This is a genomic window from Williamsia muralis NBRC 105860 (assembly GCF_001598915.1).
Lineage (GTDB): Bacteria > Actinomycetota > Actinomycetes > Mycobacteriales > Mycobacteriaceae > Williamsia > Williamsia muralis.
In genome coordinates, this window is sequence record NZ_BDAP01000006.1 from 189650 (window position 1) to 214472 (window position 24823).

Sequence of the window (24823 nt, forward strand, 5' to 3'; positions counted from 1 at the left end):
TCAGGCCAGGTCGTAGCTACGCTCGACTGCTTTGTTCCACTCGGCGAATCGCTGATCCCGGTCCTCTGCTGCCATGGACGGTTCCCAGGACTTGTCCTGCATCCAGTTGTCGCGAATGTCCTGCTCGGTGCCCCAATAGCCCACAGCCAATCCGGCCGCGTACGCCGCACCGAGAGCCGTGGTCTCGCTGACAACCGGACGCACCACGGGAACGCCGAGGATGTCCGACTGGAACTGCATGAGCAGCTCGTTGACCACCATGCCTCCATCCACCTTCAGGGTCGACAACTCGACACCGGAATCGGCCTGCATCGCCTCGATCACCTCACGGGTCTGAAACGCCGTGGCCTCCAAGGCGGCCCGCGCGATGTGGCCTTTGTTCACGAACCTGGTCAAGCCCACGATCACGCCCCGGGCATCGGGCCGCCAACGCGGCGCGAACAAGCCGGAGAAGGCGGGCACGAAGTAGGCGCCGCCGTTGTCATCCACGGTCTGGGCCACCGTCTCGATTTCACTTGCGGCGCCGATCAATCCGAGATTGTCCCGCAGCCACTGCACCAGCGAACCCGTGACGGCAATCGAGCCCTCCAGGGCGTACACGGGTCGCTTGTCGCCGATCTTGTAGCACACGGTGGTGAGCAATCCGTGGCTGCTGCGGACGACCTCCTCACCGGTGTTGAGGAGGAGGAAGTTGCCTGTGCCGTAAGTGTTCTTCGCTTCACCGGGCTCCAGGCACGCCTGACCGAACGTCGCCGCCTGCTGATCACCCAAGATGCCCGCGATCGGCACGTCGGCGAGGGCCCCACGCTCGCGTACCCGTCCGTACACCTGCGACGAACTGCAGATCTCCGGCAACAGACTCATCGGGATCTGCATCTCGGCACAGATCTCCTCATCCCACTGCAACGTCTCGATGTCCATCAACATGGTCCGCGACGCATTGGTCGCATCGGTCAGGTGTCGACCTCCGTCGGGACCTCCGGTCATGTTCCAGACCAGCCAAGTATCCATTGTGCCGAAACACAATTCACCGGCCTCGGCACGCTCGCGGGCGTCATCGACGTTGTCGAGAATCCAGCGGATCTTCGGCCCGGCGAAGTAGGTGGACAGGGGGAGGCCGGTGCGCTCCTGATACCGGGCGGCACCGTGCTCGCCGCCGAGGTCCTCGCAGAGTGCCGCAGTCCTGGTGTCCTGCCACACGATGGCGTTGTAGATCGGCTCACCGGTCGCGAGATCCCACAGCAGTGTGGTCTCACGCTGATTGGTGATGCCCACGGCATGGATGTCTGCGGTGGACAGATCTTCGGCGGCCATCGCGGCCGCGGTCACCCTCCGGGCGTTGCGCCAGATCTCCGCACCGTCATGTTCCACCCAACCGGACTTCGGGAAGATCTGCTGATGCTCGATCTGTTCAGAACTGACCACTCGGCCAGCGTGGTCGAAGATCATGCAGCGGGTGGACGTGGTGCCCTGATCGATGGAAGCGATGTAACCGGTGCTGTTGCTCACAGGAACGAGTTTCGCATGACCATCCGCGCAGATTGTCTACTTGGACACGGCCGGTCCACTTGCGGTGGCGGACCGGTTACCAGCGGGTAGCGTTGTCGTCGGTAGTCCGGTCGGTTCGCCCGCTTCGGAGTTCGCGGCGGCAGGTGATCGACCCGTGACCAGAGGAGATAGCGATGAGCGCAGCGGCATTCGACCCCGATCGACCGTCCGACCTGGGCCCTCGATACCGGGAGAACTCCTGGCAACGGCTGTCCACAGAGCTGTTCGACGTGGTGGTGGTCGGTGGTGGCATCGTCGGTGTGGGCACTGCGCTCGACGCCGCAACCCGCGGTTTGCGTGTGGCCCTCGTCGAAGCCCGCGACATCGCATCGGGAACATCGAGCCGCTCATCGAAGATGTTCCATGGTGGTTTGCGGTACCTCGAGCAGCTCGAGTTCGGTCTGGTTCGCGAAGCGCTCCATGAGCGTGAGCTGTCGCTGAGCACGCTGGCGCCGCACCTGGTGAAGCCCCTACCGTTCTTGTATCCACTGAGCCACCGGGTTTGGGAACGGCCGTACGTGGCCGCCGGCCTGTTCCTGTACGACTCACTCGGTGGAGCCAAATCCGTTCCGGGACAACGTCATGTGTCACGGTCGGGCGCACTGCGGATTGCCCCTGCGCTCAAACGCAACTCGCTCACCGGTGGAATCACGTACTACGACACCGTGGTCGATGACGCACGTCATACCCTGACGGTGGCCCGCACGGCATCGCATTACGGCGCCGTCATCCGGACCTCCACCCAGGTCACGGGTTTCCTGCGGGAGGCCGACCGGGTGAGCGGAGTTCGAGTGCGCGACACCGAGACCGGTGAGACCGCCGACATCCGCAGTCACTGCGTCATCAATGCCTCCGGTGTCTGGACCGACGAGATCCAGGCTCTGTCGAAGCAGCGCGGGAGGTTTCGGGTCCGCGCGTCCAAGGGCGTCCACATCGTCGTCCCACGGGACCGCATTGTCAGTGAATCGGCCATCATCCTGCGCACCGCCACGTCGGTACTGTTTGTCATCCCCTGGGAGACGCACTGGATCATCGGGACCACCGACACCGACTGGAATCTCGACCTCGCTCACCCCGCGGCAACTCGGGCGGACATCGACTACATCCTGCAGAAGGTGAACGAGGTGCTGGTGACGCCGTTGACCCACGACGACATCGAAGGCGTCTACGCGGGCCTGCGACCGCTACTGGCGGGCGAGAGCGACGAGACGTCGAAGCTGTCTCGCGAGCATGCGGTGGCCGAGGTCGCGCCCGGCCTCGTCGCCATCGCCGGTGGGAAGTACACCACTTACCGGGTGATGGCCGCCGACGCGGTGGACGCGATCACCGACTTCATCCCGGTGCGGGTGGCCCCGTCGGTCACCGACAAGGTCCCGCTGGTCGGGGCCGAGGGGTACCACGCCCTGATCAACCAATGCGATCAGCTCGGGCAGCGATTCGGGTTGCATCCCTACCGCATCCGTCGCTTGCTGAACCGCTACGGCTCGATGATCGATGAGGTGTTGGCCTACGCCAAGAAGGACTCGAGCCTTCTCGAACCCTTGGCCGCGGCGCCCCAGTATCTGCGTGTCGAAGTGGTCTACGCGGTGGTCAGCGAAGCCGCACTGCACCTCGAAGACGTGCTGGCCCGGCGGACACGGATTGCGATCGAATATCCGGACCGCGGTGTGAAGAGCGCACGCGAGGTTGCAGATCTCGTTGCGCCGCTGCTTGATTGGGACAGCGACCGTATCGACTTCGAGGTGCAGACCTATCTCGCGCGTGTCGAGGCGGAGGTGGCATCGCAGCGGCAACCCGATGATGAATCCGCTGATGCCCTGCGCGCAGCCGCGCCGGAGTCGCGCGCCGAACTGCTGGAACCCGTGCCGGTCCCGGACTGACCGCCCGCCGGCACGAGGTCAGTCGGCCGGCTCGTAACGCAACAAGGTGACGTCGTCATCGGGGTAGTCGAAGAACACCGGCCTGACCCGCATGCCGATGTGGATCTCTGAGGGGTCGACGTTGACCAACTCGGTGGATACCCGCGGTCCCTCGTCCCACTGCACCACGGCGAGCAGCTGCGGCACGGAGTCGGCGAAGTGCGGAGACACCGGTTTACGCGCGATGGTGAACGTGTACAGCTTTCCCAGCCCGGAGATCTCTCTCCACTCGAGATCGTCGGCCAACGTCCCCGGCGCCAAGATGCGGGGATAGAACACGTGACGATCTAATGAGGGCGAGTACTGGATCCGGATCTTGTGTTCGGAGAGTGCGTCCCAAAAAGGGGCGCTGACAGGGGTTTTCACCGGCATCGGCTTGGCGAACGTCATGAGGTCATCTCTTCCTAGTCGCCCTGCAGTACGAGTGTGGTCTGTTCGCCCATCACGCCGCCGTTGCCGGAGACGAAAGCCCGGTTACAGTCGGGCACCTGGGCCGCGCCCGCACGACCCATGATCTGTCGCGTCGCATCGCATACGTGGTGCATCCCGCCCGCCAGGCCGGCCTGACCGAAACCCAGTTGTCCTCCCGCGGTGTTGAGCGGGAAGTCGCCCCGGAACGTCAGGTCGTGCGAGTTCACGAACTCCATGCCCTTGCCCTTGTCGCAGAATCCCGCGTCTTCCAGGCTCATCAAAACGGTGATCGTGTAGCAGTCATAGATCGACACCATGTCCATGTCGGAGCGGTCGAGCCTGCTCATGTCGAACGCCATTTCGGCGGCACGCGCGATCGGACTCTCCAGGAGGTCCTCCGCATACGTCGGTGTCTTGTACGCAACGTGTTCGCCGAAACCTTTGATCCACACCGGGCGGTTCTTGCTCTGACGGGCCAGGTCGGCCGACGTCACCAGAACCGCGGCCCCGCCCGAACAGGGCATCACGATCTCGAGCCGCCGCAACGGGTCGGCGATCATCGGGCTCGCCAGAACATCCTCGATGGTCAGCGGCTTGTCGTGGAACACCGCATCGGGAGTGTTGTTGGCGTTGACGCGCTGATCCACCACGATCTTGGCCATCGCCCGCTCGTCGTAGCCGTACACCGATCGATACAGCTGCGCGATCTGGCCGTACGGGCCGTTCTGACCCAGATTGCCGAACGGGATGTCGAACTCGGCCTGCGGTGAACCGAACCGGTTCGACGACGAGCCGTAGAGCAGGATGTCGGTCAGACTGTCGGGCAGCGGTTTTTTCTCGTTGTACGGCACTCCGTAGTCAGCGGGGATCACGCACAGAACAGCCTGGCAGATACCCAGTTCCACGGCGGCGGCAGCGCGCCAGACCATGGCGGCGGCCGACGCGCCGCCGAGGTCGACGGTCTCCGCGAAATTGATTCGCGCACCGAGGTATTCGGCAATGGTGGACGGTACGAACATCTCGGACTCGAGCAGCGTGGAGGTGACGATCCCGTCGATCTCGACACCGGTGAGGCCCGCATCAGCGATCGCGGCCGCTCCCAGCGTTGCCCACTGCTCCAAGGTGAACCGCGGCGTACGGGTCGAGACCTTCTGCGGCGCAAGCTCTTGGAAACCGACCACTGCGGCATCGCCCCGAAAACCCATGGATACTCCTGCGCGTCAGATCGGAAGATGGAAGGTTTTCGGCCAACGTACTAGAACTCGAATCTAGTTTTCAAGGGAGGGGTCGATGGGTGCGCCGAACAGGAAGTCGATGAAGCGGTTGCACAGTCGATAGACGTCGTCCATGGATCCCTCGTTGTACACCGTCCCGGTGAGCACGGTGTTGATGATCGACCACAGCATGATCGCCGCGTCCTTGGCCGCCTCGGGTCCCAGACGCGCGAAGTCGTCGGCCAACGTGTGCTGGCAGACCTCGAAGAATTGCGCGAGCAAGGCCTTGGCGTTGGGGTCGGCACTGGATTGCAAGATGACGTGCACCTTGAAGAAATGCGGTCGTCGCTCGAAGGAGGAGATGACGGCATTCATCTTCGCGCGGATCTGGTGCTCGGACAATTCCTCGCCCGACCTCGCATAGGCGGGTGCCGCCCAATCGAGCAGTACCGCGGCGTAGAGATGCTCCTTGGACGAGAAGTACCGGTACAGCGTGCCCAACGCGACGCCGGCTCCATTGGCCACGTCGCGGATCTGGATCTGCTCGTACTCCTGCTCTTTGAGGGCGGCATTGGCAGCCTTGATGATCCGCAGGCGGCGAGCCTGCTGCCAGGCGGGCAGCTCCGAACTGAGCGTTGCCGCTGCAGTTGTCGTTGCCTGTTGCGTCATGGTCATCCTTCAGTGGTGCGTCCCGGCCCGGGTACAGCCTAAAACGCCCGACCCGGCAGCACGTGCATCACCGGCCACTTCGCACGCGAGTTGTCATCCGGTGCGGCGCAGTCGCAGGCCGCGAGGCGTGGCCGAGAAGCCGCTTTCCCGGAGATGTTCCGCGAGGTCACCGGTCAGCACAGGTTCTCCGTTGACCTTCTCCACATACAGCCGATCGACCTGACCTCGGATGACCACCCGTGCCAGCGCGGAGGTGGCTGCGGCGAGGGTATCGGCGTCCTCGCTGAACGTGAGCACTGTTTTTCCGCCGCGTTCGACGAACAGCACGAGGTCGCCGTCTACCAGCACCACCAGCGCACCTGGTTTGCGGCCGGGGCGATGGCCTTCTTTTTGAGGCGGCCAGCCCAGTGCGGAACCGTACGGATTGGCCGGGTCGGTGGCGGCGAGGGCGATGGCGGACTGACCGATGGTCTCCACCTCGTCGCGTAGTCGGTCGACGGTGGTGGTGGCGGCGAACTGCGCACCGCCGAGTCCATCGATGTAGTAGCCGCGTCGCACCTTGCCACTGTCTTCGAACCCGGTGAGGGCCTTGTAGACACGAGAGAAGCCCCCTTCGACGCCCTCGGTCATCACCGCCCCCTTGGTGACGACGCCATACCGGTCCAGCAGCGTCGAGCACTGCGCGGCGATGGCCAACGTGGGGTCGCCCAACGGTGGAGGCAGGACAAACCATCGCCCCGTCATCGACATCGGCGCAGTACGGGGAGTGCGCGCGAATCTGCGCCGCCCGCGGTGAGCCGGTACGCCCCGGACGGCCCCGGGTTTGCGGCCCGGTCCGAGGAGGGCGCGCACCGGTGAGAACGTGTCGTTGCTGATGCGACCCGCCCACGCCAGGTCCCACAGGGCCATCTCGAGGTCCGACCCCAGCGGCGCGACACCGTCGACGGACAGCGAGTCGCTCAGCTGACGGAAGAAGAAGGCGCCGCCCGGAGCGAGTTGGTCCAACACTCGCTGATGCAGATCGCCCATGTCGATCTCGGTGGGTGCAGGCAGGCTGTCCTCGGCGAGATCGGCGGGGTGCAGACTGATCCAGCCGTCGGATCCGGACAACCGGCCGTGCCCGGCCCACAGCACCTCGCCGCCTGCAGTGAGCTCGTCGAGCATGTCGGGCCGGTAGTCGGACACCCGGGCGGGCAGGATCAGTGACTCCCACGCCGACGCGGGGATGGGAACTCCGGCCAACTGGTCGATCACCGCAGACACCCCGTCGATGCCGCGCAGACGCGTGCGGTCGGTGACGTGCTGCCAGCCGGTGACGAATCGCGCGTAGGTCTGGTGACTGACGGGAGCTATCTCCGCCCGGCTCGCCGCGAGCGAGGCCCGGCGCAAGCTGGACAGGACCTCGGTGTTGCACCACTGCTCGCCGCTGCGCAGGGTGCCGGCAGGTTCCGGCCGGAAGTCGCCTTCGACCACCCGTCGCTGGCCGGCCAGCCGAACCAGGGTGTCGCGGACAACAGCGATGCCCAGTCCCAGCGCGTCCGCGACATCGGCTGCGACGAACGGGCCATGGGTGCGCGCGAACCGGCCGACGAGGTCGCCGAGCGGGTCGTCGACCGGGTCGAGGAACGCCATCGGAAGGCCCTGCGGTGGCGGGATCCCGAGCCCGTCCCGCAACCGGCTGGCATCTTCGGCGGCAGCGAACCACACGATGCCTCCGCCGCGGGGGACCTCGATGGCCCGGCCGGCGCCGACCAGCTCAATGAGCAGCTCGCGTGAATCGTCGCCGGAGTAGCGAAGGGCCACGGCGTCTGCGGTGAGTGGACCGAGCCAGCGCAAGAGGTCGGCGATGCCTTCGGCGTCTTTCGCCTGCCGATCCGGGTGCAGGCGTTGGAGCTTGGCCTCGGTGTCGGCGATGACGTTCTGGTCGAGCAACTCCCGCAGGTCGACGCGCCCGAGCAGCTGCGCCAGCAGCGCGGTGTCGAGGGACAGGGTGGCGGCGCGACGCTCTGCGAGCGGCGCGTCGTCGGCGTACATGAAGGCGCCCACGTAGCCGAACAGCAACGAGGAGGCCATCGGAGACGGCGTCTCGGTCTCGACCTCGATGACCCGCAGGCGCCGATTCTGGATGCGGGTGAGCATGTCGACAAGGGCCGGCAGGTCATACACGTCCTGCAGACATTCGCGGAACGCCTCGAGGATGATGGGGAACTGCGGGTATTTCCTTGCCACATCCAGCAATTGAGCACTGCGCTGACGCTGCTGCCACAGCGGCGCACGCTTGCCGGGGTTGCGCCGTGGCAACAGCAGTGCCCGGGCAGCGCATTCGCGGAACCGTGACGCGAACATGGCCGAGCCGCCCAGCTGTTCGGTGACGATCTGCTCGATCTCGTCGGGCTCGAAGCTGAACAGCGACGCACCGGGAGGCTGGTCGTCGGTGTCGGGGAGCCTGACGATGATCCCGTCGTCGGCGGCCGAGACCGCCCCGTCGATGCCGTAGTCCTGCTGCAGTCGTGCGGTGACGGCACTGGCCCACGGCGCGTGAACCCTCAGGCCATAAGGGGAGTGCAGGATCACCCGCCAGTCGCCGAGCTCGTCGCGGAAGCGTTCGACCAACAACGTGCGGTCGGTGGGCAGGTGGCCGGTGGCCGCCTGCTGTTCGGAGATGAGCTGGGCCAGATTGTCTCGGGCGAACGCGTTCAGTCCGAGGCGTTCGGCGTGGTCGGCCATCTTGTCCGTGCTGCTGAGCTCGCCGACGAATTTACCGATGGCGGCTCCGAGTTCGGCGGGTCGGCCGATGCTGTCACCGTGCCAGAACGGCAGCCGGCCCGCCTGGCCGTACGCCGGGGTGACCAGCACCCGGTCGTGCGTGATCTCCTCGATCCGCCAGCTGGTCGCGCCCAGGGCGAAGACGTCGCCCACCCGGGACTCGTAGACCATCTCCTCGTCCAGTTCGCCCACCCGCGTTTGCTTTTCGCCCACCATGTAGACGGCGAACAGGCCGCGGTCCGGGATCGCGCCGCCAGAGGTGACCGCCAGACGCTGTGCACCGGGACGTCCGGTGATCGTGCCCTTGGCGCGGTCCCAGACCACTCGCGGTCGCAGCTCGGCGAACTCATCGGACGGGTAACGGCCGGACAGCAGATCGAGCGTGGCGTCATAGACCGGACGGGGCAGGGTGGCGTAAGGCGCACTGCGCCGGACGATTTGGTACCACTCGTCGACGTCGATGCTGCCCGTTGCGCACACCGCGACGGTCTGCTGCGCCAGTACGTCGAGCGGATTGGCCGGAACGACCAGTTCTTCGATGAGTCCGTCGGTCATCCGCTCGACCGCCACAGCACACCGCAGCAGATCGGTGCGGTGCTTGGGGAACAGCACTCCCTGACTGATCTCGCCCACCTGGTGCCCGGCACGACCGATGCGTTGCAATCCGCTGGCCACCGACGGTGGGGCCTCCACCTGGATGACCAGATCGACAGCACCCATGTCGATGCCGAGTTCGAGACTGCTCGTGGCCACCACACACCGCAGGCGGCCGGATTTGAGGTCGTCCTCGATCTGTCCGCGTACCTCTTTGCTCACCGATCCGTGGTGGGCGCGTGCGAGCAGGGGCTCGGCACCTTTGCTGGCGCCACTGCCCATCACCTGAGCCGGCGCACCGCCGGGCACCCGCGGATTGGATGCGGGCTCCGGTGCCTGCCCGAGCCGGGTGGCATGGACCTCGTTGAGGCGGGCCGTGAGCTGCTCGGCCAGGCGGCGGGAGTTGGTGAAGACGATGGTCGACCGGTTCTTCTCGATGAGGTCGACGATCGAGCTCTCCACAAAGGGCCACAGCGATCCGGCCGCCGGAGCGGAGGCCTCGTCGTCGATCTCTTCGTTGCCGGCGATCACCGGGATGTTGGTCATGTCCGCGACCGGGACGTCGACCGAAAGGTCGAACGTCTTGGACGCCGGCGGCTGCACGATCGTGTAGGGCCGGCTGCCGGAGAGGAATCCCGCGACACGTTCGGGTGGCCGGACGGTTGCCGACAACCCGATGCGCTGTGCCGGGTTCTCCAGCAAGGCGTCGAGACGTTCGAGCGACAACGCCAGATGTGTGCCCCGCTTGGTGCCCGCCACGGCGTGCACCTCGTCGACGATGACCGTCTGCACCGAGGTGAGCGTGTCGCGTGCAGACGACGTGAGCATCAAGAAGAGGGATTCGGGGGTGGTGATCAGGATGTCGGGCGGGGTGCGGAGCAATTGACGGCGCTGTGCGGCCGGGGTGTCGCCCGATCGCACGCCTACCGTGATCTGGGGGACGGGCAGGTTCAGCTCCTGCGCGGCCCGGGTGATCCCGATCAGAGGCGCGCGTAGGTTGCGCTCGACATCAACGGCAAGAGCCTTCAGCGGCGACACGTAGAGAACGCGCGTGCCGGCGGCCTTGGCGCCGTCGGGAAGCGGGTCGGCGCCGAGACGATCGAGTGCCCACAAGAATGCCGAGAGCGTCTTGCCCGACCCGGTAGGCGCCACGACCAGGGTGTTCTGGCCGTCCGCGATGGAGTTCCATGCCCCGAGCTGCGCTGATGTGGGTGCCGGGAAGGCCGCGTCGAACCACGTACGGGTCGGCGCTGTGAAGCGGCCGAGCACCTGCTGTGCGCTGGGCACGCCGGATGTCGAGGTGGGGGGCTTGCGGGCGGCCATAGCTCCATGATCCATGACGGGTCTGACATGTCGGGAGAAGCCGCTGACCGGGGGATCGCAAGAGGAGATCGTTCGGCGGGTCGGTGTTGACCGGGCAAAACGCTGCGGAATAGAGTCAGCGCACGTCGTGCGAACGGGAAATCCGGTGCAAATCCGGAGCGGTCGCGCCACTGTGAGCTGATCTCAACCCACCGGGTGGAGCCGCAAGTCAGGGGACCGGGGCACGACACCCACCAGGTCGACGCGGGGCGCGCATCCCGCGAGAGGAGATATCAATGTCGAGTTCTTCGGTCTCGCAACCGGTTTCGAATGTCCCCACGTTGGCCGTCGCGGTCCCGGATGTGTCGGTGGTGAACGCCGCACTCTGGCTGACCGCCACCACCATGGTCGCGTCCCTCGCCTACTACTTCCTCGGCTTCGACCAGGGCGCGGTGTCGGTGTTCGGCAGCGACACCCATGTCCACGAGTACATCCACGACGCGCGGCACTTCCTCGGCTTCCCCTGCCACTGAGCAGGCGAACACGTGGAAAAGAAGTTCATCGGCGCCGGACTGCTCTCAGGTCTGGTCGCCGGAATAGTGGCGTTCGTCTTCGCCCGGATCTACATCGAGCCCCTCGTCGACCGTGCCGTCGGGTATGAGGAAGGCCGGTCGCACGCCGAACTCGAACTGACCGGTGGATCTCACGCGCACGACCACGAGTTGTTCTCCCGGACCGTGCAGCAGAACTTCGGCGCCGGTGTGGGATCGGTGGTGTTCGGCCTGATCATCGGGGCGTTCTTCGCGGTTGCCTTCACGGTTGTGTGGGCCTACGTCGGCCGGCGGTACCCGACAACCGACCCGCGGACGGTGGCAGCTCTGCTCGCAGTCTGCGGATTCGTCGCGGTGTATCTCATTCCCTTCAGCGCGTATCCCGCGAATCCGCCTGCGGTGGGTGGTGACGACACGATCGGGTCGCGCAGTGGCGCGTACCTGACGATCCTGCTGCTGGCGGTGGGCTTCATGATCGCTGCTGCGGTCTTGGCGTTCTGGCTGGCACCGAAGATCGGTGGCCTGTATGCGGCAGTGGTGGCAGGCGTCGCGTATCTGGCCGCCATCGCGGTCACCGTGGTTCTGTTGCCGAGTTTCGACGAGGTGCCGGGCCCGCTCATGGACGGCCAGTCGATGGTGTTCCCTGGATTCCCGGCCGATCTGCTCGGCGACTTCCGGTACTACTCGGTGATCAATCAGGTGATCTTGTGGGCAGTCCTCGGCCTCGGATTCGCGCTGGCGCTCAACTGGATCGGCAAACAGACGGCCCGCACGGCCGGTGCAGGTGCTCGCAACGGGGCGGAAGGCGGAGCCCGCCCGACATGACGGGCCAACCCCCACTGGATCTCACAGTGGTCGTGGCTGCACGAACGGGCCCGAATGCAACGTTGACCTTCGGATCGCACGACGAGCCGCTGGACACGCGCGGACAAGCCGATGCCACGGGTCTGCGCCTGCACTCGGGCGCGAAAGTCTTTGTTGCTCCGGACGTCTCTGCGCGCGACACGGCCAGGTTGATGGGCGCGCGGGACGCACACGTCGAACCGGCACTGCGGGCCATGGACCTGGGCCGATGGGGCGGCCTGCGGCCCGATCAGGTAGATCCCGTCGAACTCGGTCAGTGGTTCACCGACCCGGCAGCCGCTCCGCATGCTGGCGAGAGTGTCGTCGATTTTGTTGGGCGCCTTGCTGAGTGGCTGCATGACCGAGGCGGCGACGATGTCGCAGTGGTCGTCGCCGGGGGTACCGCGCAGGGCATTGTCGCGGCCGCGATCGGAGCGGACTTCTTCAGCATCGAGGTCCGGCCTGCAGATGTGATCCGCTTACGTCGTCGCGGTGGCCGCTGGCGTCTGCGGCCGGGCGTTCGGGAATCGGTGAACCGCCTCGAAAAGTGATCTCGGATTCTAGTGTTGGTGCAGAACGTCGACATCCGAGGGGAATCTGCATGTACGAGTGGTCCGAAGAAGATCTGATGGTGCGCGATGCCGTGCGCGGCTTCATCGACAAGGAGATCCGTCCGCACATCGATGAGCTCGAGACGGGCGTCCTTCCGCCCTACGACATCATCCGGAACCTGCTCAAGACCTTCGGCGTGGATGCGATGGCCTCCGACGCCCTGGAGAAGGAGTTCGCCAGGGATGAAGCGGTGGCCCGCGGAGAAGCCGAGCCCAAGACCGGTTCGGGAGGCGGCCCGGGGATGACTTCGATGGGCGCCATCCTCAACATCGAACTGTCGGGCGTGAGCCTGGGCATCGTCGCCTCGATGGGTGTGAGTCTCGGGCTCACCCCGTCGACGATCCGATCCAAGGGCACGCTCGCCCAGAAGAAGCGGTGGCTGCCCGACCTGGTCACCATGAACAAGGTGGGCGCCTGGGCGATCACAGAGCCGGATTCGGGATCGGATGCACTGGGTGGCATGAAGACCACCGTCCGGCGAGACGGCGACAACTACGTCCTCAACGGCCAGAAGACATTCATCACCAACGGTCCGTTCGCGGACACCGCGGTGGTCTTCGCCAAGCTCGACGACGGCGACTCATCGGTCGATCGGCGCCAGCGCAAGGTCTTGACCTTTGTCCTCGACAAGGGCATGGAGGGCTTCACTCAGGGCAAGCCGTTCAAGAAGATGGGCATCATGTCGTCGCCCACGGGCGAACTGTTCTTCGACAACGTCAAGCTCGACAAGGACCGGCTCCTCGGCGAGACGGAGGAGGTCGGTGCCAAAGGCGGCGGTGAGGGCGCCAAGGCCGGCTTCGTGCTCGAGCGGGTCGGTATCGCCTCGCTGTCGCTCGGCATCATCAACGAGTGCCAGCGACTCTGTGTCGAGTACGCCAAGCAGCGCACCCTGTGGGGCAAACCCATCGCCGATCTGCAGCTCATCCAGCTCAAGCTGGCCGAGATGGAGGTCGCCCGGATCAACGTGCAGAACATGGTCTTTCATGCCCTCGAACGGGCGCAGGCGGGCAAGCCGGTCGACCTCGCCGAGGCGTCGGCGATGAAGCTCTACTCGTCGCGCACGGCAACCGAGGTCGCGATGGAAGCCGTCCAGTTGTTCGGTGGCAACGGCTACATGGCCGAGTACCGGGTCGAGCAACTGGCCCGTGACGCGAAGTCGCTGATGATCTACGCAGGCAGCAACGAAGTACAGATCACTCACGTCGCCAAGGGTGTCCTGGCGCGTTAGTTCTTCTGGACCAAGCCCACCTCCGCCCGGGAATGCAAGATCTGGGTCCGGAGGTGGGCTTCTTCAGTTGTGTGGCCAACTTACAAACAGACTGGACTGTTTCTTAATTCTTCGCTAACCTCACCGATGTGGCGACCAACACACGCGTGACGGAGGAGGCCGGCCAGGCTCCGTCGCAGAGTCGAACCCAGGCCGAGCGCACTGCGCAGATGCGGGCGCGACTGCTCGACGCAGCCATCTCGTGCCTGATCGACAACGGCTATTCCGGGACCAGCACCCAGGAGATCTCTCGACGCGCGGGGGTGTCCCGCGGCGCCCAGTTGCACCATTTCCCGACCAAGGAATCGTTGGTCGTCGCGGCGGTCGAGCACCTGGTGGAACAGCGGCTGGAGGAAATGCTCGGAGCTCATGCGAGTGGCGAGGTTCCCGGGGTCGAGGTATTTCTCGACGCCTTCTCGGGTCCGCTTTTCTACGCCGCACTCGAGTTGTGGATCGCGGCCCGGACCGATCCTGTGCTGCATGCAGCTGTGCTGCCGCTCGAGGCGCGGGTCAACGAGGCCATCCACACCGGTGGCGCCGCAATCTTCGGTGACCGGATGTCGCCAGAGGCCATCGAGATCAGTGTCGAACTCGCCCGTGGACTGGCGGTCTCGGCACTGTTCCGCAACGAGAAGTCCGACCGCGAGCTCCGCAAGCGGTTGATACCGATATGGGAGGCAATGGTGACCACCACATGACCGCGCTGAGTTCAGATGCGATCGAGCAGCACGATCTTCCGGCGTCAGTGCACACGTTGATCGTCGGCACCGGTTTCGCCGGCCTGGCTGCCGCACACAAGATTCTCGCCGACACGCCTTCGGCCGACGTCCTGATCATCGAGCGCGCAAGCGATGTCGGCGGGACGTGGCGAGACAACACGTACCCGGGCGCAGCCTGCGATGTGCCGAGCAATCTGTATTCGTTCTCGTTCGCTCAGAGCCCGGAGTGGACGCACAACTACGCTCGCCAGCCGGAGATCTTCGCGTACCTGCGGTCGGTCGCCGACCAGCGCGGCCTGCGCGATCGCACCGTCTTCGAGTGTGAACTGCTCGGCGCGCGGTGGGACGCAGACAAGGCGCGCTGGTCGGTGTCGACCTCGCGCGGACAGCTCGAGGCGCAGGTCCTGATCGCCGCCACCGGTACGCTGTCCAATCCCAGCTTTCCCGACGTCCCCGGCATCGGCGAGTTCACCGGGACGATGTTCCACAGCGCCACCTGGAACCACGACTTCGATCCGGCGGGTAAGCGCATCGCCGTTGTCGGGACGGGGGCCTCGGCGATCCAATTCGTACCCGAATTGGCCGGTCCTGCAGCACATGTGACGGTCTTTCAGCGGACGCCCGCGTGGATCATCCCGCGACTCGACCGACAGATCGGCAAGTTCGAACGCAGGCTGTATCGCCTGGCGCCGTTCACCCAGCGATTCGCACGCAACAGTCTGTACTTCTACCGCGAGGCCTACGTCGTCGCCCTGGCGAAGTTCACGTTCCTGCTGCCGCTGTTCAAGCTCTTGGCCATGAGCCAATTGCGCAAGCAGGTCAAGGATCCGGGGCTGCGTAAGAAGCTGACGCCGAAGTTCACCATCGGTTGCAAGCGAATGTTGCTCAGCAACACATGGTTGTCCACGCTTGCGCGCGAAGACGTCACCCTCGTGGACACCGGCATGGCGGCGGTGACCGCCGACGGCGTTGTCGACGGCGCCGGCCGCGAACACGAGGTCGACGCCATCGTGTTCGGCACCGGGTTCACCGCCACCGAGCCGCCGGTGGCCAGCGTTCTCTACGGCGAAGACGGGCGCACCCTTGCCGACACCTGGAACGGCAGCCCGAATGCGTATCGCGGCACCACCGTTCACGGCTTCCCGAACCTGTTCCTCATGTATGGGCCGAACACCAACCTCGGTCACAGTTCCATCGTCTTCATGCTGGAGTCGCAGGCCGCGTACATCAGCTCGGCGATCACCCAGATGCGTTCTCGCAACATCGCTTCGGTGAACGTCAACAAGCGCAAGCAGGCCGAATACAACCAGGGGATCGACGAGCAACTCGAGGGCACGGTGTGGAACTCGGGTGGCTGTTCGAGCTGGTATTTCGACAAGAACGGTCGGAACTCGGTCATGTGGCCGACGTTCACGTGGGAGTTCCGACAAGCTTTGCGCTCGGCTGATCTGAGTGACTACGACCTCGGCCGCGGCACGGTGCCCGCGCCTCGACCACGCGAAAGTGAGCCGGCATGAACGACTATGACGTGGTGATTGTCGGATCAGGCTTCGGCGGTTCGGTGGCCGCGCTACGGCTGGCCGAAAAGGGTTACAAGGTGGCCGTTCTCGAGGCCGGCCGCAGATTCACCGACGATCAGCTGCCCAAGACGAGCTGGCGACTTCGCAAGTACCTCTGGGCGCCGTGGCTGGGATGCTACGGGCTGCAACGTATCCACCTCTTGCCCGACGTGTTGGTGATGGCCGGCGCGGGAGTGGGCGGCGGGTCGCTCAACTATGCCAACACTCTCTACCAACCACCGAAGCGCTTCTTCGAAGACCCGCAGTGGGGGCACATCACCGACTGGCAGGACGAGCTGAACCCCTACTACGACCAGGCCCGTCGCATGCTCGGCGTGGTGGACAACCCGCTGGTGACGGCGGCGGACAAGGTGATGCGCGAGGTCGCCGACGACATGGGGGTGGGGGACACGTTCACCACCACGCCGGTAGGCGTGTTCTTCGGCAACGGCACCGAGCGAGAGGCCGACCCGTTCTTCGGCGGGGTCGGACCCGAACGTACAGCTTGCACCGAGTGCGGCTCCTGTATGACCGGCTGCCGGGTGGGCGCCAAGAACACACTGGTCAAGAACTATCTGCACCTCGCCGAGAACGCGGGGGTCACCGTGTTGCCTCTCACCACGGTGCGGGCGGTGCGGCCCGCCGCCGAAGGGTACGAACTCGTCACCCGCCGCACCGGTGCCAAACTCCGGCGCAAGGACAGATCGATCTTCGCCGGTCAGGTGGTCTTCGCTGCCGGCACGTACGGCACCCAGAAGTTGTTGTTGGCCATGAAGGAGACCGGCGAGCTGCCGGAGCTGTCCGACCAACTCGGGTCGGTGGTCCGCACCAACAGCGAGGCAGTGCTGGCCGCGACAGCTCGTGATCGAGAAGTCGACTACACACAGGGCATTGCCATCACGTCGTCGTTTCACCCCGACGACCACACCCACATCGAGCCGGTGCGATACGGCAAGGGCAGCAACGCCATCGGCCTGCTCCAGACCGTGCTGTCCGATGGCGGCGGGCCGGTCCCGCGAGTGTTCAAGACCATCGGGGTGGCATTGCGGCACCCGGCAGCGTTCTTCCGCAGTCTGTCCGTACGGCACTGGTCAGAGAAGACGGTGATCGCGCTGGTGATGCAGACCGACGACAACTCGCTCGAATTGGGCTCCAAGCGTACGATTTTCGGTCGGCAGCTGACCAGCCGTCGCGGAGCGGGTGATCCGCCGCCGTCGTGGATACCCCAGGGCCACAAAGCCATCAGGTTGCTTGCCGACAAGATCGACGGAGACCCGGGCGGATCCATTGCCGAAGTGGTCAACATCCCGATGACCGCGCACTTCCTCGGCGGCTGTGTGATCGGCGCCGACGCCGACCACGGTGTCGTCGATCCCTACCATCGCATCTACGGTCATCCGGGTCTGCATGTGGTGGATGGCTCGGCGGTGAGCCCGAACCTCGGTGTCAATCCGTCGTTGACGATCACTGCTCAGGCCGAACGAGCGATCGCGATGTGGCCCAACAAGGGTGAGCAGGACAAGCGCCCGGGCCTGGGTGAGCCGTACCGACGCGTTGCTGCCACGGCACCACGATCGCCGGTGGTCCCCGAGAGTGCGCCCGGAGCACTGCGCCTGCCCCTGTTCGTCACGATGCCGGAGTCCGCGAAAGGGGCATGCTGATGTGGAGTGTTGCCGAGTCCGCGATCGAGCCAGGAGACGTGCCGATCAGTTCGCCGCCGCCGTGGCCGGCCGCGGTGCGCGCCACCCTGTGGTGGCACCGGAGTACAGAGCAGGCGAAGGCCATCGGCCCGAAGGACTCTGTCCTCCCGATGACCATCGGCATGGTCGTCGACTATCTCGACTCGCCCGTGGGCCCGTACCGGGAGATCCTGGCGAGCCCGGTACTGCGACGACCCGGCGGCGGCCTCGGCGCACTGCCGCGAATGTCGGTGCCGTTCATCGCCGTCGACTCCGCGGCCTCGGTCCATGGCGGGCGTGAGCACTGGAGTCTGCCGAAGGTCCTGGCCGAGTTCACAGGCGACGTACTCGCGGGTTCTGGTGCCGGAGGCCCGGACTGGACCGTCCAGACACAATCCGAGGGCCGTGGCCCGGCATTCCCGATCAAGGGCGGTCTCGGATTCGCCCAGCCGGTGGACGGTGCGCTGCTGCTGGCCGGATCCAAGCTCACCGGCAAAGCGCGCTATGCACGGGTCACCGTGCTCTCCGAGGGACCGACGTTGTCGCAGTGGCTGAAACCCGGGACCCACCACGGACTCCAGATCGTTTCCGGCCGGATGGAGACAGGTCCGGCGACCCGGCTCGCCATCTAGGGCAGAGCCGCACGGCGGGCACGAAGCCTGGTCGGCCCGGGGTATGAACCCGGCCGGCGGTCATGACCCGGGTTGGTGTGGCTGACCGTTGCTGATGGCCCGCCACACCCGTGACGGGTTCATCGGCAGTTCGTACACGCGGACGCCCACCGCGTTGCGAATGGCACTCTCGAGTGCGGGGGCCACCGGGTTGTAGGGCGCCTCGCTCATCGACTTGGCGCCGAGAGGGCCGATCGAATCGTAGGTGTCGGCGAAGTACACCTCGGTCTCCGGCACATCGGCGAGTTGGGGGATGTGATAGTTGCGCAACACCTGGGTGAGCACCTGGCCTTCGTCGAGGATCATCTCCTCGTACAGGGCGCTGCCGATCGCCTGTGCCGCACCGCCTTCGACCTGTCCCCGGCACTGCTGCGGGTTGAGCACCACTCCGGCGTCCGCGGACTGCACCGACTGCAGGATGCGCACCTCGCCAGTGGCGGAATTGACCGCGACACGAAACGCATGGACGTTGAAGGCGATCGAGCGCGGGGTGCCGTTCTGAGTGCTCGTGGCGCGCAGTGGCCCTCCGTGGACGGTGACGATCCCGGCGAGGTCGATGAACTCCACGCCCGCCTGCACGCCTTGCGGTCCGAGGGTGCACTCGGCGAGATCGGCGTCGAGTGCTCGCGCTGCAATGGCGAGGATTTCGCCGCGCAGCTGAGCGCACGCGAGGCCGAGTGCTTTGCCGGCGACCACCGTACCGGCTGATCCGAAGGCTCCGGTGTCGTAGCCGACCTCATCGGTGTCGGCCTGCCTGATCACTATCTGGCCCGGTGAACACCCGAGCGCCGACGACGCGATCTGGCTGTGAACGGTGGTGGTTCCGTTTCCGAACTCTGCGGTGCCGACCGCGGCGATGTACGTGCCGTCATCGGTCAGCGTGACCGAGACATCGGCAAAATGTCCACGCGGCGGAATGGTGGCGATCATCGCCGTCCCCATGCCTTCGCCGATATGCCACCCGGGCCGGCCTGCCAGGTCCTCGCCCGCCCGGACCGGGTCGGCACGCCCGGCGATCAGCGCTTGCTCGGCCAGATCGATGCACTGGTCGAGTCCGTAGCTTCCGAACTCGAGGTCGCCCTCTTCGACCTCCCAGGCGACGAACTCGTCTCCGGGGACGACCACGTTACGACGGCGCATCTCGAACGGGTCGATGCCCAGCTGTGCCGCGAGTTCGTCGATGGCGCCCTCGATGCCGAACGCGACCTGGCCCAGACCGTAACCGCGGAAAGCGCCCGACGGAATGTTGTTGGTGTACACAGCTTGTGCGTCGACGTGCTTGTTGGGGCAGCGGTAGAGCACCATGGTCTCGTTGCAGGCGTGGAACATCACCCCGCTGCTGTGGTTGCCGTAGGCGCCGGCGTCGGACAGCACCGACACCGAGAGCGCGGTGAGGATTCCGTCGGCGCCCGCCGCCGCCGTCACCCCCACACGCATCGGATGGCGGCATGGGGCACGGGTGAACTCCTCGGTGCGCGTGAACTCGTATACCGCGGGGCGCCCGGTCTTCATGAGCGCGAGCGCCACCACGTCTTCGGTGAGCAGTTCCTGCTTGCCCCCGAAACCGCCACCCACCCGAGCGGCGTACACACGGACGTTGTCACCGCTGAATCCGAAGATGTGGCACAGCTCGGCCCGCACCAGAAAGGGGACCTGTGTGCTGGACCGCACCACCACCCGGCCGTCATCATCTCGCCAGGCGACTGCGCCATGGGTTTCGAGGTGGGCGTGCTGGACGCGGGCCGTCTGCCAGGTTCCCGAGACCACAGCGCCCCCGTTGTCACGAGCCTGCGCGAGACCGGCCTCGATGTCGCCCACCGTGCCGTCGACGGAGGCGACGAGATTGCGGGCCGGGTCCGCAATCCGGGAATCGGGCCCCTTCTCACCGTGCACCGTCGGTGTCGCAGGATCGGTGGCCACCGCCGGATCGAAGTTGGCGGGCAGCACGTCGTACTCGACCACGATGAGTTCGGCAGCGCGACGGGCGATGGTGATCGAGTCGGCGACCACTGCAGCCACCCGCTGCCCGATGAATCGCACCGTGGTGTCGAAGACGTATCCGTCGTCGGGGTCGTCGTGGCGGTGGTCGTGGCGCGCGGTCGAGAACGGCACCCCCGGATCGTCGAGGTACGTCAGAACTGTTCGTACTCCGGGCATCTCCTCGGCCGCGGAGGCATCGACGGACAGGATCCGGGCGTGCGCATGTGGACTCCCGAGCACCGAGATGTGGCCGACGTCGTCGGGCAATCCATCCATCGTGTAAGGCTCGGTCCCGGTGACGATGCGTGGTGCGGCCGGAGCCGACACCGAGCGGCCGATCGATGGACCGGAATCTCCCGGCGACACCTTCTCGGTGCCGACCACGCCGTCGATGGCGTCGCGGATCGCGCGGTATCCGGTGCACCGGCACAGGTTGCCCTTGAGGCTGTTCGGCAGGTCGTCTCGCTGATCTTTGTCGAAAGTGCTTGCGGTGACTATCATTCCGGCGGTACAGAAACCGCACTGGAAGCCGGCGGCGTCGACGAACCGCTGTTGCACAGGATGCAGGTTCTGCGGAGTACCAAGCCCGGTGACCGTGGTGATCTCGGAGTCCATCGCCCGGAACGCCGGAATGAGACAAGAATGGTGCGGCTCGCCGTCGATCAGTACCGAGCAGGCACCGCAATCGCCTGCATCGCAACCCTTCTTGACCCCGAACTCGCCTTGGTCGCGCAGGAACGTTCGTAGACACTGCCCGGCCGCGGGCGTGGCGGCCACGTCTTCACCATTGATCTTCACAGCCCGCTCCTCACAGTCCGGCCAAGTGCGCGACGACGTCCCGGGTGAGCACTCCGGTGACCTGGTGACGCCAATCGGCCGCCCCGTGGGCATCCGAGTAATAGGCGCCGGCCGGGACCGCGGAATCGACCTGCGCTGCCACGGCTTCGGGGTCCGAGGAGTCGGTGACCACCACATACGGGCGATCGGTCGCCGCCGTCACAGAGATCACGACGCCATCCGGTGTCCGGCGCCCGACGACCACGGCTCCGGACCGGCCGAGGGGGGACAGGGCCACCTTCCGCAGAACGGTCGGCTGGCGGAGGCTGGAGGCGGGAATCCGCACCGAGCGCAACACATCTCCCTCGTCGAGGACCGTGGTGGAGTTGCCGGTGACGAAGTGGGGGACCGTGCATCGGAAGTCGGACCCGTCCGCCTTCCAGACCAACAACTCGGCGTCCAGCGCGGACAACATCGAGATCATCGAACCCACCGGGAACCCGAGACAGATGTTGCCGCCGACAGTGGCGCTCTTCCAGATCTTGTACGAGGCCAGCAACGCCCGAGCGGCCTGGCGGAACACCGCGGTGGCCACCCAGTCACCGGGGTAGGCGGTGGACTGCAACGTCTCGATGGTGCAGGTGGCGCCGATGTCGAGACCCTCCTCGGCGATCGTGAGGTCGGGCCACCGAAGTCCCCGCAGGTCGATCAGCCGGTGCAGGTGCATCTGCGGTTCGCTCATCAGCCAGGTGCCGCCGGCCATCAGCCCGCCTTCGCGATCAGGACGTCGTGCGCGGCCGCCACCTCGGCGGCGGTCGCCTCGGCATCGATGGTGGTCAATTCTCCCGCCCGCACAACGGTCTTCCCGTTCACCCACAGACGTTCCACGGGGGGAACCGCGCCGAGAACGAGGGCGGCGACAGGGTCTGCGATACCGGCGTGCCCCAGGCCGTCCCGTCGCCACAACACCATGTCGGCCAGCTTGCCGGCTTCGATGGAGCCGATACTGTCCTGGCAACCCAGTGCACGCGCGCCGCCCAGCGTGGCCATCTCGAGTGCCTGTCGAGTGGTGAGCGCCGTCGGTCCGCCGGTGGCACGCGCCATCAACACCGCCTGATGCGCTTCTTCGAGAATGCGGCTGGATTCGTTCGAGGCCGCGCCGTCCACACCCAAGCCGACCGGTACGCCCGCCGCCAAAAGGTCACGGGTGCGGGCGGTTCCGGCACCGAGGCGGCCGTTCGACGACGGGCAGTGCGCCACCGAAGTCCCGGAGGTGGCCAAGGTCGTGATCGCGTGGTCGTCGAAGTGGATCCCGTGTGCAAACCAGACATCAGGGCCCAGCCAGCCGACCGTTTCCATGTATTCGATCGGTGTGCATCCGAAACGGTCTGCGGTATAGGCGGACTCGTCCTCCGTCTCGGCCAGATGTGTGTGCAGACGTACTCGCCTCTCTCTGGCGAGTTCGGCAGAGGCACGAAGCAGGTCGGCAGTCACCGAGAACGGTGAACACGGTGCAAGAGCGATCTTCACCATCGCATCGGGGCCCGGGTCGTGCCAGCGGTCGATCGCATCTGCGCTGGCAGACATGATCTGGTCGATGGTCTCGACCACGCTGTCCGGGGGCAGCCCACCGTCCTTCTCGCTCAGGTCCATCGAGCCGCGCGTGGGGTGAAAACGCAGGCCGACGGTCTGCGCCGCGATGATCTCGGCCGCCAACATGTCGCCACCCTCTTTCGGGAAGACGTAGTGGTGGTCGGTGCTGGTGGTGCACCCCGAGAGGGCCAGCCAACCGAGCGCGCCGGTTGCGGCCGCGTTCACGGCGTACTCGTCGATGCCCGCCCACACGGGATACAGCGTGGTGAGCCACTCGAACAGGGTGTGATCAGCGGCGAGGCCGCGAGTCAGCCACTGATAGAGGTGGTGATGAGTGTTGACCAAGCCCGGGGTGAGGACGCAGCCGCGTCCGTCGACGATCTCGGCTCCGTCCGCCACCGCAGGATCGACCTTGCCGTCGATGACATCCGTGATCCGATTGCCGTCGAATACAACGGACCCGGAGGCGATCTCACGGCGGTCGGCGTCCATGGTGAGGACGCAGGCGTTCTCGACGACGGTGGTCATGCTCGCCACGCTACGGCGAAAGCGTTACGGAAAAATGACATTCGAGCTGGGCGGTACCACTTGCGGGCCGGACGAATGGGGTAGAGGCTGAGTGAAATCAATTCCCGGCGAACGGATGGTTGACGATGACGGCTACGACTGTTGATCCCGCTCCGGAAAAGAGCGATCCGACCGCACTCAAACGGGTGATGGGCCCCAAGCTGCTCTTGCTGTTCATCGTCGGCGACATCCTCGGCGCAGGCGTCTACGCGGTGACCGGCAGCATGATCGACAACGTCGGCGGTATGGCCTGGCTGCCGTTCATCCTCGCCTTCGCCGTGGCGACACTGACAGCCTTCTCCTACCTCGAGTTGGTCACCAAGTTCCCGCAGTGTGCAGGCGCCGCCCTGTACACCCAGAAGGCGTTCGGTATCCACTTTCTGACCTTCTTGGTCGCGTTCGCGGTGGTGTGCTCGGGCATCACCAGCGCATCCACGTCGTCGAATGTGGTGGCCGCCAACCTCCTGGCCGGGCTGAACGAATCATTCAGTGACGCCAACGGACTCGGCTGGTTCGACGTGCCGACCGGAACAACCGCCCAACTGGTGGTCGCTCTGGCTTTCATGATCGTCCTCGCCCTGATCAACCTGCGCGGCGTGGGTGAATCCGTGAAATTCAACGTGATCCTCACCCTGGTCGAGATGACGGCGCTGATCATCGTCATCGTGATCGGCTTCGTCGCCGCCGGCCGGGGAACCGGAGACGGTGACATCAGCAACCTGGTGGTGTTCGAAGACGCCAACGACAAGGGCTGGTTCCTCGCGGTGACGATCGCGACCACCATCGCCTTCTTCGCGATGGTGGGGTTCGAGGACTCGGTCAACATGGTCGAGGAGACGAAGAACCCCGAGAAGATCTTCCCCAAGGTGATGCTGTCCGGTCTCGGCATCGCCTGCCTCATCTATGTGCTGGTGGTGGTCGCGGTCATCGCGGTACTCCCGCTGGACTTCGAGCCGGAGAACTCGGATGAGGGAATCCTGCTGTCGGTGGTGAAACTGGGCGCGCCGTCGGTCCCGATCGAAGAGATCTTCCCGTATCTGACGGTGTTCGCGGTCGCCAACACCGCGCTGATCAACATGCTGATGGCGAGCCGCCTGATCTATGGGATGGCCAACCAGCGGGTGCTGCCCCGTGGGCTCGGCAAGGTATTGCCGGGCCGTCGTTCACCGTGGACGGCGATCATCTTCACCACGCTGCTCTCGTTCGTGTTGATCATCGTGGTGAACCAGCTGTCGGAGAACTCCGTTGTGGGTGCTCTGTCCGGCACGACCGGCCTGCTGCTGCTCTGTGTCTTCGCTGTGGTCAACATCGCCTGCCTCGTTCTCAAGCGCGGTGATGTGAAGGCATTCTTCCGGGCGCCGGTCTGGATACCTGCGCTCGGTGCGGTGCTCTGTTTGTTCCTCGCCGGCCCGTGGGCGAGGACCGACGCGCAGATGATCCAGTACAAGATCGCCGGTGTGATGCTGCTGCTCGGCGTCGTGTTGTGGGCGGTGACGTGGGCGGTCAACAAGTACGAGAACCGCCCCGGCGGCTTCTATGACACCGACTCGTCGCTCGAGGACGAACCTGTCGGGAAGTGAAC

General features: G+C 65.6%; 18 protein-coding genes and 1 riboswitch. Of the genes, 10 read left to right on the forward strand and 8 right to left on the reverse strand.

From position 1 onward, the window contains the following. Complete coding sequence (gene glpK / locus WIMU1_RS21020; protein WP_062800299.1) at nucleotides 1-1488, reverse strand: glycerol kinase GlpK; 1488 nt, start codon at nucleotides 1486-1488, stop codon at nucleotides 1-3. Nucleotides 1489-1682: 194 nt separating this feature from the next. Between glpK and glpD the strand changes: the two genes are divergently transcribed. Then, on the forward strand, nucleotides 1683-3428 hold the full coding sequence (gene glpD / locus WIMU1_RS21025) for a glycerol-3-phosphate dehydrogenase (RefSeq protein ID WP_062800104.1): 1746 nt from the start codon (nucleotides 1683-1685) through the stop codon (nucleotides 3426-3428). A gap of 18 nt (nucleotides 3429-3446) precedes the next feature. Here glpD and WIMU1_RS21030 read toward each other — a convergent pair whose 3' ends face one another. From WIMU1_RS21030 to WIMU1_RS21045, 4 genes are all read right to left on the reverse strand, one after another. Next, nucleotides 3447-3857 carry a Zn-ribbon domain-containing OB-fold protein gene (locus WIMU1_RS21030; RefSeq protein WP_062800106.1) on the reverse strand — a complete coding sequence of 137 codons (411 nt, stop codon included), beginning with the start codon at nucleotides 3855-3857 and terminating at the stop codon, nucleotides 3447-3449. A gap of 14 nt (nucleotides 3858-3871) precedes the next feature. Beyond that, nucleotides 3872-5083, reverse strand: coding sequence for a thiolase family protein (locus WIMU1_RS21035; RefSeq protein WP_062800108.1), 1212 nt, complete (start codon nucleotides 5081-5083; stop codon nucleotides 3872-3874). A 63-nt stretch (nucleotides 5084-5146) separates the two neighbouring features. Continuing rightward, a complete protein-coding gene (locus tag WIMU1_RS21040; RefSeq protein ID WP_030171295.1) occupies nucleotides 5147-5761 on the reverse strand; it encodes a TetR/AcrR family transcriptional regulator in 615 nt (204 codons plus the stop codon). Nucleotides 5762-5854: 93 nt separating this feature from the next. Further along, the gene (locus tag WIMU1_RS21045) at nucleotides 5855-10444 is read right to left on the reverse strand and encodes an ATP-dependent helicase (RefSeq protein ID WP_062800109.1); all 4590 of its coding nucleotides are present in this window, start codon (nucleotides 10442-10444) and stop codon (nucleotides 5855-5857) included. 106 nt (nucleotides 10445-10550) lie between these two features. Further along, nucleotides 10551-10679, forward strand: a riboswitch (cobalamin riboswitch). 40 nt (nucleotides 10680-10719) lie between these two features. Between WIMU1_RS21045 and WIMU1_RS21050 the strand changes: the two genes are divergently transcribed. From WIMU1_RS21050 to WIMU1_RS21085, 8 genes are all read left to right on the forward strand, one after another. After that, nucleotides 10720-10956: a CbtB domain-containing protein gene (locus tag WIMU1_RS21050; protein WP_062800111.1), complete on the forward strand. Its 237-nt coding sequence runs from the start codon at nucleotides 10720-10722 to the stop codon at nucleotides 10954-10956. Nucleotides 10957-10968: 12 nt separating this feature from the next. Next, nucleotides 10969-11799, forward strand: coding sequence for a CbtA family protein (locus WIMU1_RS21055; protein WP_062800113.1), 831 nt, complete (start codon nucleotides 10969-10971; stop codon nucleotides 11797-11799). 32 nt (nucleotides 11800-11831) lie between these two features. Continuing rightward, complete coding sequence (locus tag WIMU1_RS21060; RefSeq protein WP_218017665.1) at nucleotides 11832-12368, forward strand: histidine phosphatase family protein; 537 nt, start codon at nucleotides 11832-11834, stop codon at nucleotides 12366-12368. 50 nt (nucleotides 12369-12418) lie between these two features. After that, the gene (locus WIMU1_RS21065; RefSeq protein ID WP_062800117.1) at nucleotides 12419-13657 is read left to right on the forward strand and encodes an acyl-CoA dehydrogenase family protein; all 1239 of its coding nucleotides are present in this window, start codon (nucleotides 12419-12421) and stop codon (nucleotides 13655-13657) included. 209 nt (nucleotides 13658-13866) lie between these two features. Then, complete coding sequence (locus WIMU1_RS21070; protein WP_062800301.1) at nucleotides 13867-14394, forward strand: TetR/AcrR family transcriptional regulator; 528 nt, start codon at nucleotides 13867-13869, stop codon at nucleotides 14392-14394. After that, on the forward strand, nucleotides 14391-15932 hold the full coding sequence (locus WIMU1_RS21075) for a flavin-containing monooxygenase (protein ID WP_062800119.1): 1542 nt from the start codon (nucleotides 14391-14393) through the stop codon (nucleotides 15930-15932). The genes WIMU1_RS21070 and WIMU1_RS21075 overlap by 4 nt, the downstream gene beginning before the upstream one ends. Beyond that, a complete protein-coding gene (locus WIMU1_RS21080; protein WP_062800120.1) occupies nucleotides 15929-17635 on the forward strand; it encodes an FAD-dependent oxidoreductase in 1707 nt (568 codons plus the stop codon). The genes WIMU1_RS21075 and WIMU1_RS21080 overlap by 4 nt, the downstream gene beginning before the upstream one ends. Then, nucleotides 17635-18285, forward strand: coding sequence for an acetoacetate decarboxylase family protein (locus WIMU1_RS21085; protein ID WP_062800303.1), 651 nt, complete (start codon nucleotides 17635-17637; stop codon nucleotides 18283-18285). Before WIMU1_RS21080 ends, WIMU1_RS21085 begins: the two co-directional genes overlap by 1 nt. Before the next feature lie 60 nt (nucleotides 18286-18345). Here the strand turns inward: WIMU1_RS21085 and WIMU1_RS21090 are convergent, their stop codons facing one another. The 3 genes from WIMU1_RS21090 to WIMU1_RS21100 are packed head-to-tail and all read right to left on the reverse strand — an operon-like array spanning nucleotide 18346 to nucleotide 23202. Then, on the reverse strand, nucleotides 18346-21102 hold the full coding sequence (locus tag WIMU1_RS21090) for a molybdopterin-dependent oxidoreductase (protein ID WP_062800122.1): 2757 nt from the start codon (nucleotides 21100-21102) through the stop codon (nucleotides 18346-18348). 10 nt (nucleotides 21103-21112) lie between these two features. Then, nucleotides 21113-21844, reverse strand: coding sequence for an FAD binding domain-containing protein (locus WIMU1_RS21095; protein ID WP_084248445.1), 732 nt, complete (start codon nucleotides 21842-21844; stop codon nucleotides 21113-21115). Then, nucleotides 21844-23202 carry an 8-oxoguanine deaminase gene (locus tag WIMU1_RS21100; protein WP_062800124.1) on the reverse strand — a complete coding sequence of 453 codons (1359 nt, stop codon included), beginning with the start codon at nucleotides 23200-23202 and terminating at the stop codon, nucleotides 21844-21846. The genes WIMU1_RS21095 and WIMU1_RS21100 overlap by 1 nt, the downstream gene beginning before the upstream one ends. Before the next feature lie 125 nt (nucleotides 23203-23327). On the opposite strand from WIMU1_RS21100, the gene WIMU1_RS21105 reads away from it, so the two are divergent. Beyond that, complete coding sequence (locus WIMU1_RS21105) at nucleotides 23328-24821, forward strand: APC family permease (protein WP_062800126.1); 1494 nt, start codon at nucleotides 23328-23330, stop codon at nucleotides 24819-24821. The last annotated feature ends 2 nt before the right edge of the window (nucleotides 24822-24823 follow it).

What these genes read in the sequence shown, in the direction of transcription:
- WIMU1_RS21085 (WP_062800303.1), top strand. Translation starts at nt 17,635, where the DNA reads ATGTGGAGTGTTGCCGAGTCCGCGATCGAGCCAGGAGACGTGCCGATC.
- WIMU1_RS21065 (WP_062800117.1), top strand. Translation starts at nt 12,419, where the DNA reads ATGTACGAGTGGTCCGAAGAAGATCTGATGGTGCGCGATGCCGTGCGC.
- WIMU1_RS21040 (WP_030171295.1), bottom strand. Translation starts at nt 5,761, where the DNA reads ATGACGCAACAGGCAACGACAACTGCAGCGGCAACGCTCAGTTCGGAG.
- WIMU1_RS21030 (WP_062800106.1), bottom strand. Translation starts at nt 3,857, where the DNA reads ATGACGTTCGCCAAGCCGATGCCGGTGAAAACCCCTGTCAGCGCCCCT.
- WIMU1_RS21050 (WP_062800111.1), top strand. Translation starts at nt 10,720, where the DNA reads ATGTCGAGTTCTTCGGTCTCGCAACCGGTTTCGAATGTCCCCACGTTG.
- WIMU1_RS21105 (WP_062800126.1), top strand. Translation starts at nt 23,328, where the DNA reads ATGACGGCTACGACTGTTGATCCCGCTCCGGAAAAGAGCGATCCGACC.
- WIMU1_RS21035 (WP_062800108.1), bottom strand. Translation starts at nt 5,083, where the DNA reads ATGGGTTTTCGGGGCGATGCCGCAGTGGTCGGTTTCCAAGAGCTTGCG.
- glpD (WP_062800104.1), top strand. Translation starts at nt 1,683, where the DNA reads ATGAGCGCAGCGGCATTCGACCCCGATCGACCGTCCGACCTGGGCCCT.
- WIMU1_RS21080 (WP_062800120.1), top strand. Translation starts at nt 15,929, where the DNA reads ATGAACGACTATGACGTGGTGATTGTCGGATCAGGCTTCGGCGGTTCG.
- WIMU1_RS21095 (WP_084248445.1), bottom strand. Translation starts at nt 21,844, where the DNA reads ATGGCCGGCGGCACCTGGCTGATGAGCGAACCGCAGATGCACCTGCAC.
- WIMU1_RS21045 (WP_062800109.1), bottom strand. Translation starts at nt 10,444, where the DNA reads ATGGCCGCCCGCAAGCCCCCCACCTCGACATCCGGCGTGCCCAGCGCA.
- WIMU1_RS21070 (WP_062800301.1), top strand. Translation starts at nt 13,867, where the DNA reads ATGCGGGCGCGACTGCTCGACGCAGCCATCTCGTGCCTGATCGACAAC.
- WIMU1_RS21100 (WP_062800124.1), bottom strand. Translation starts at nt 23,202, where the DNA reads ATGACCACCGTCGTCGAGAACGCCTGCGTCCTCACCATGGACGCCGAC.
- WIMU1_RS21075 (WP_062800119.1), top strand. Translation starts at nt 14,391, where the DNA reads ATGACCGCGCTGAGTTCAGATGCGATCGAGCAGCACGATCTTCCGGCG.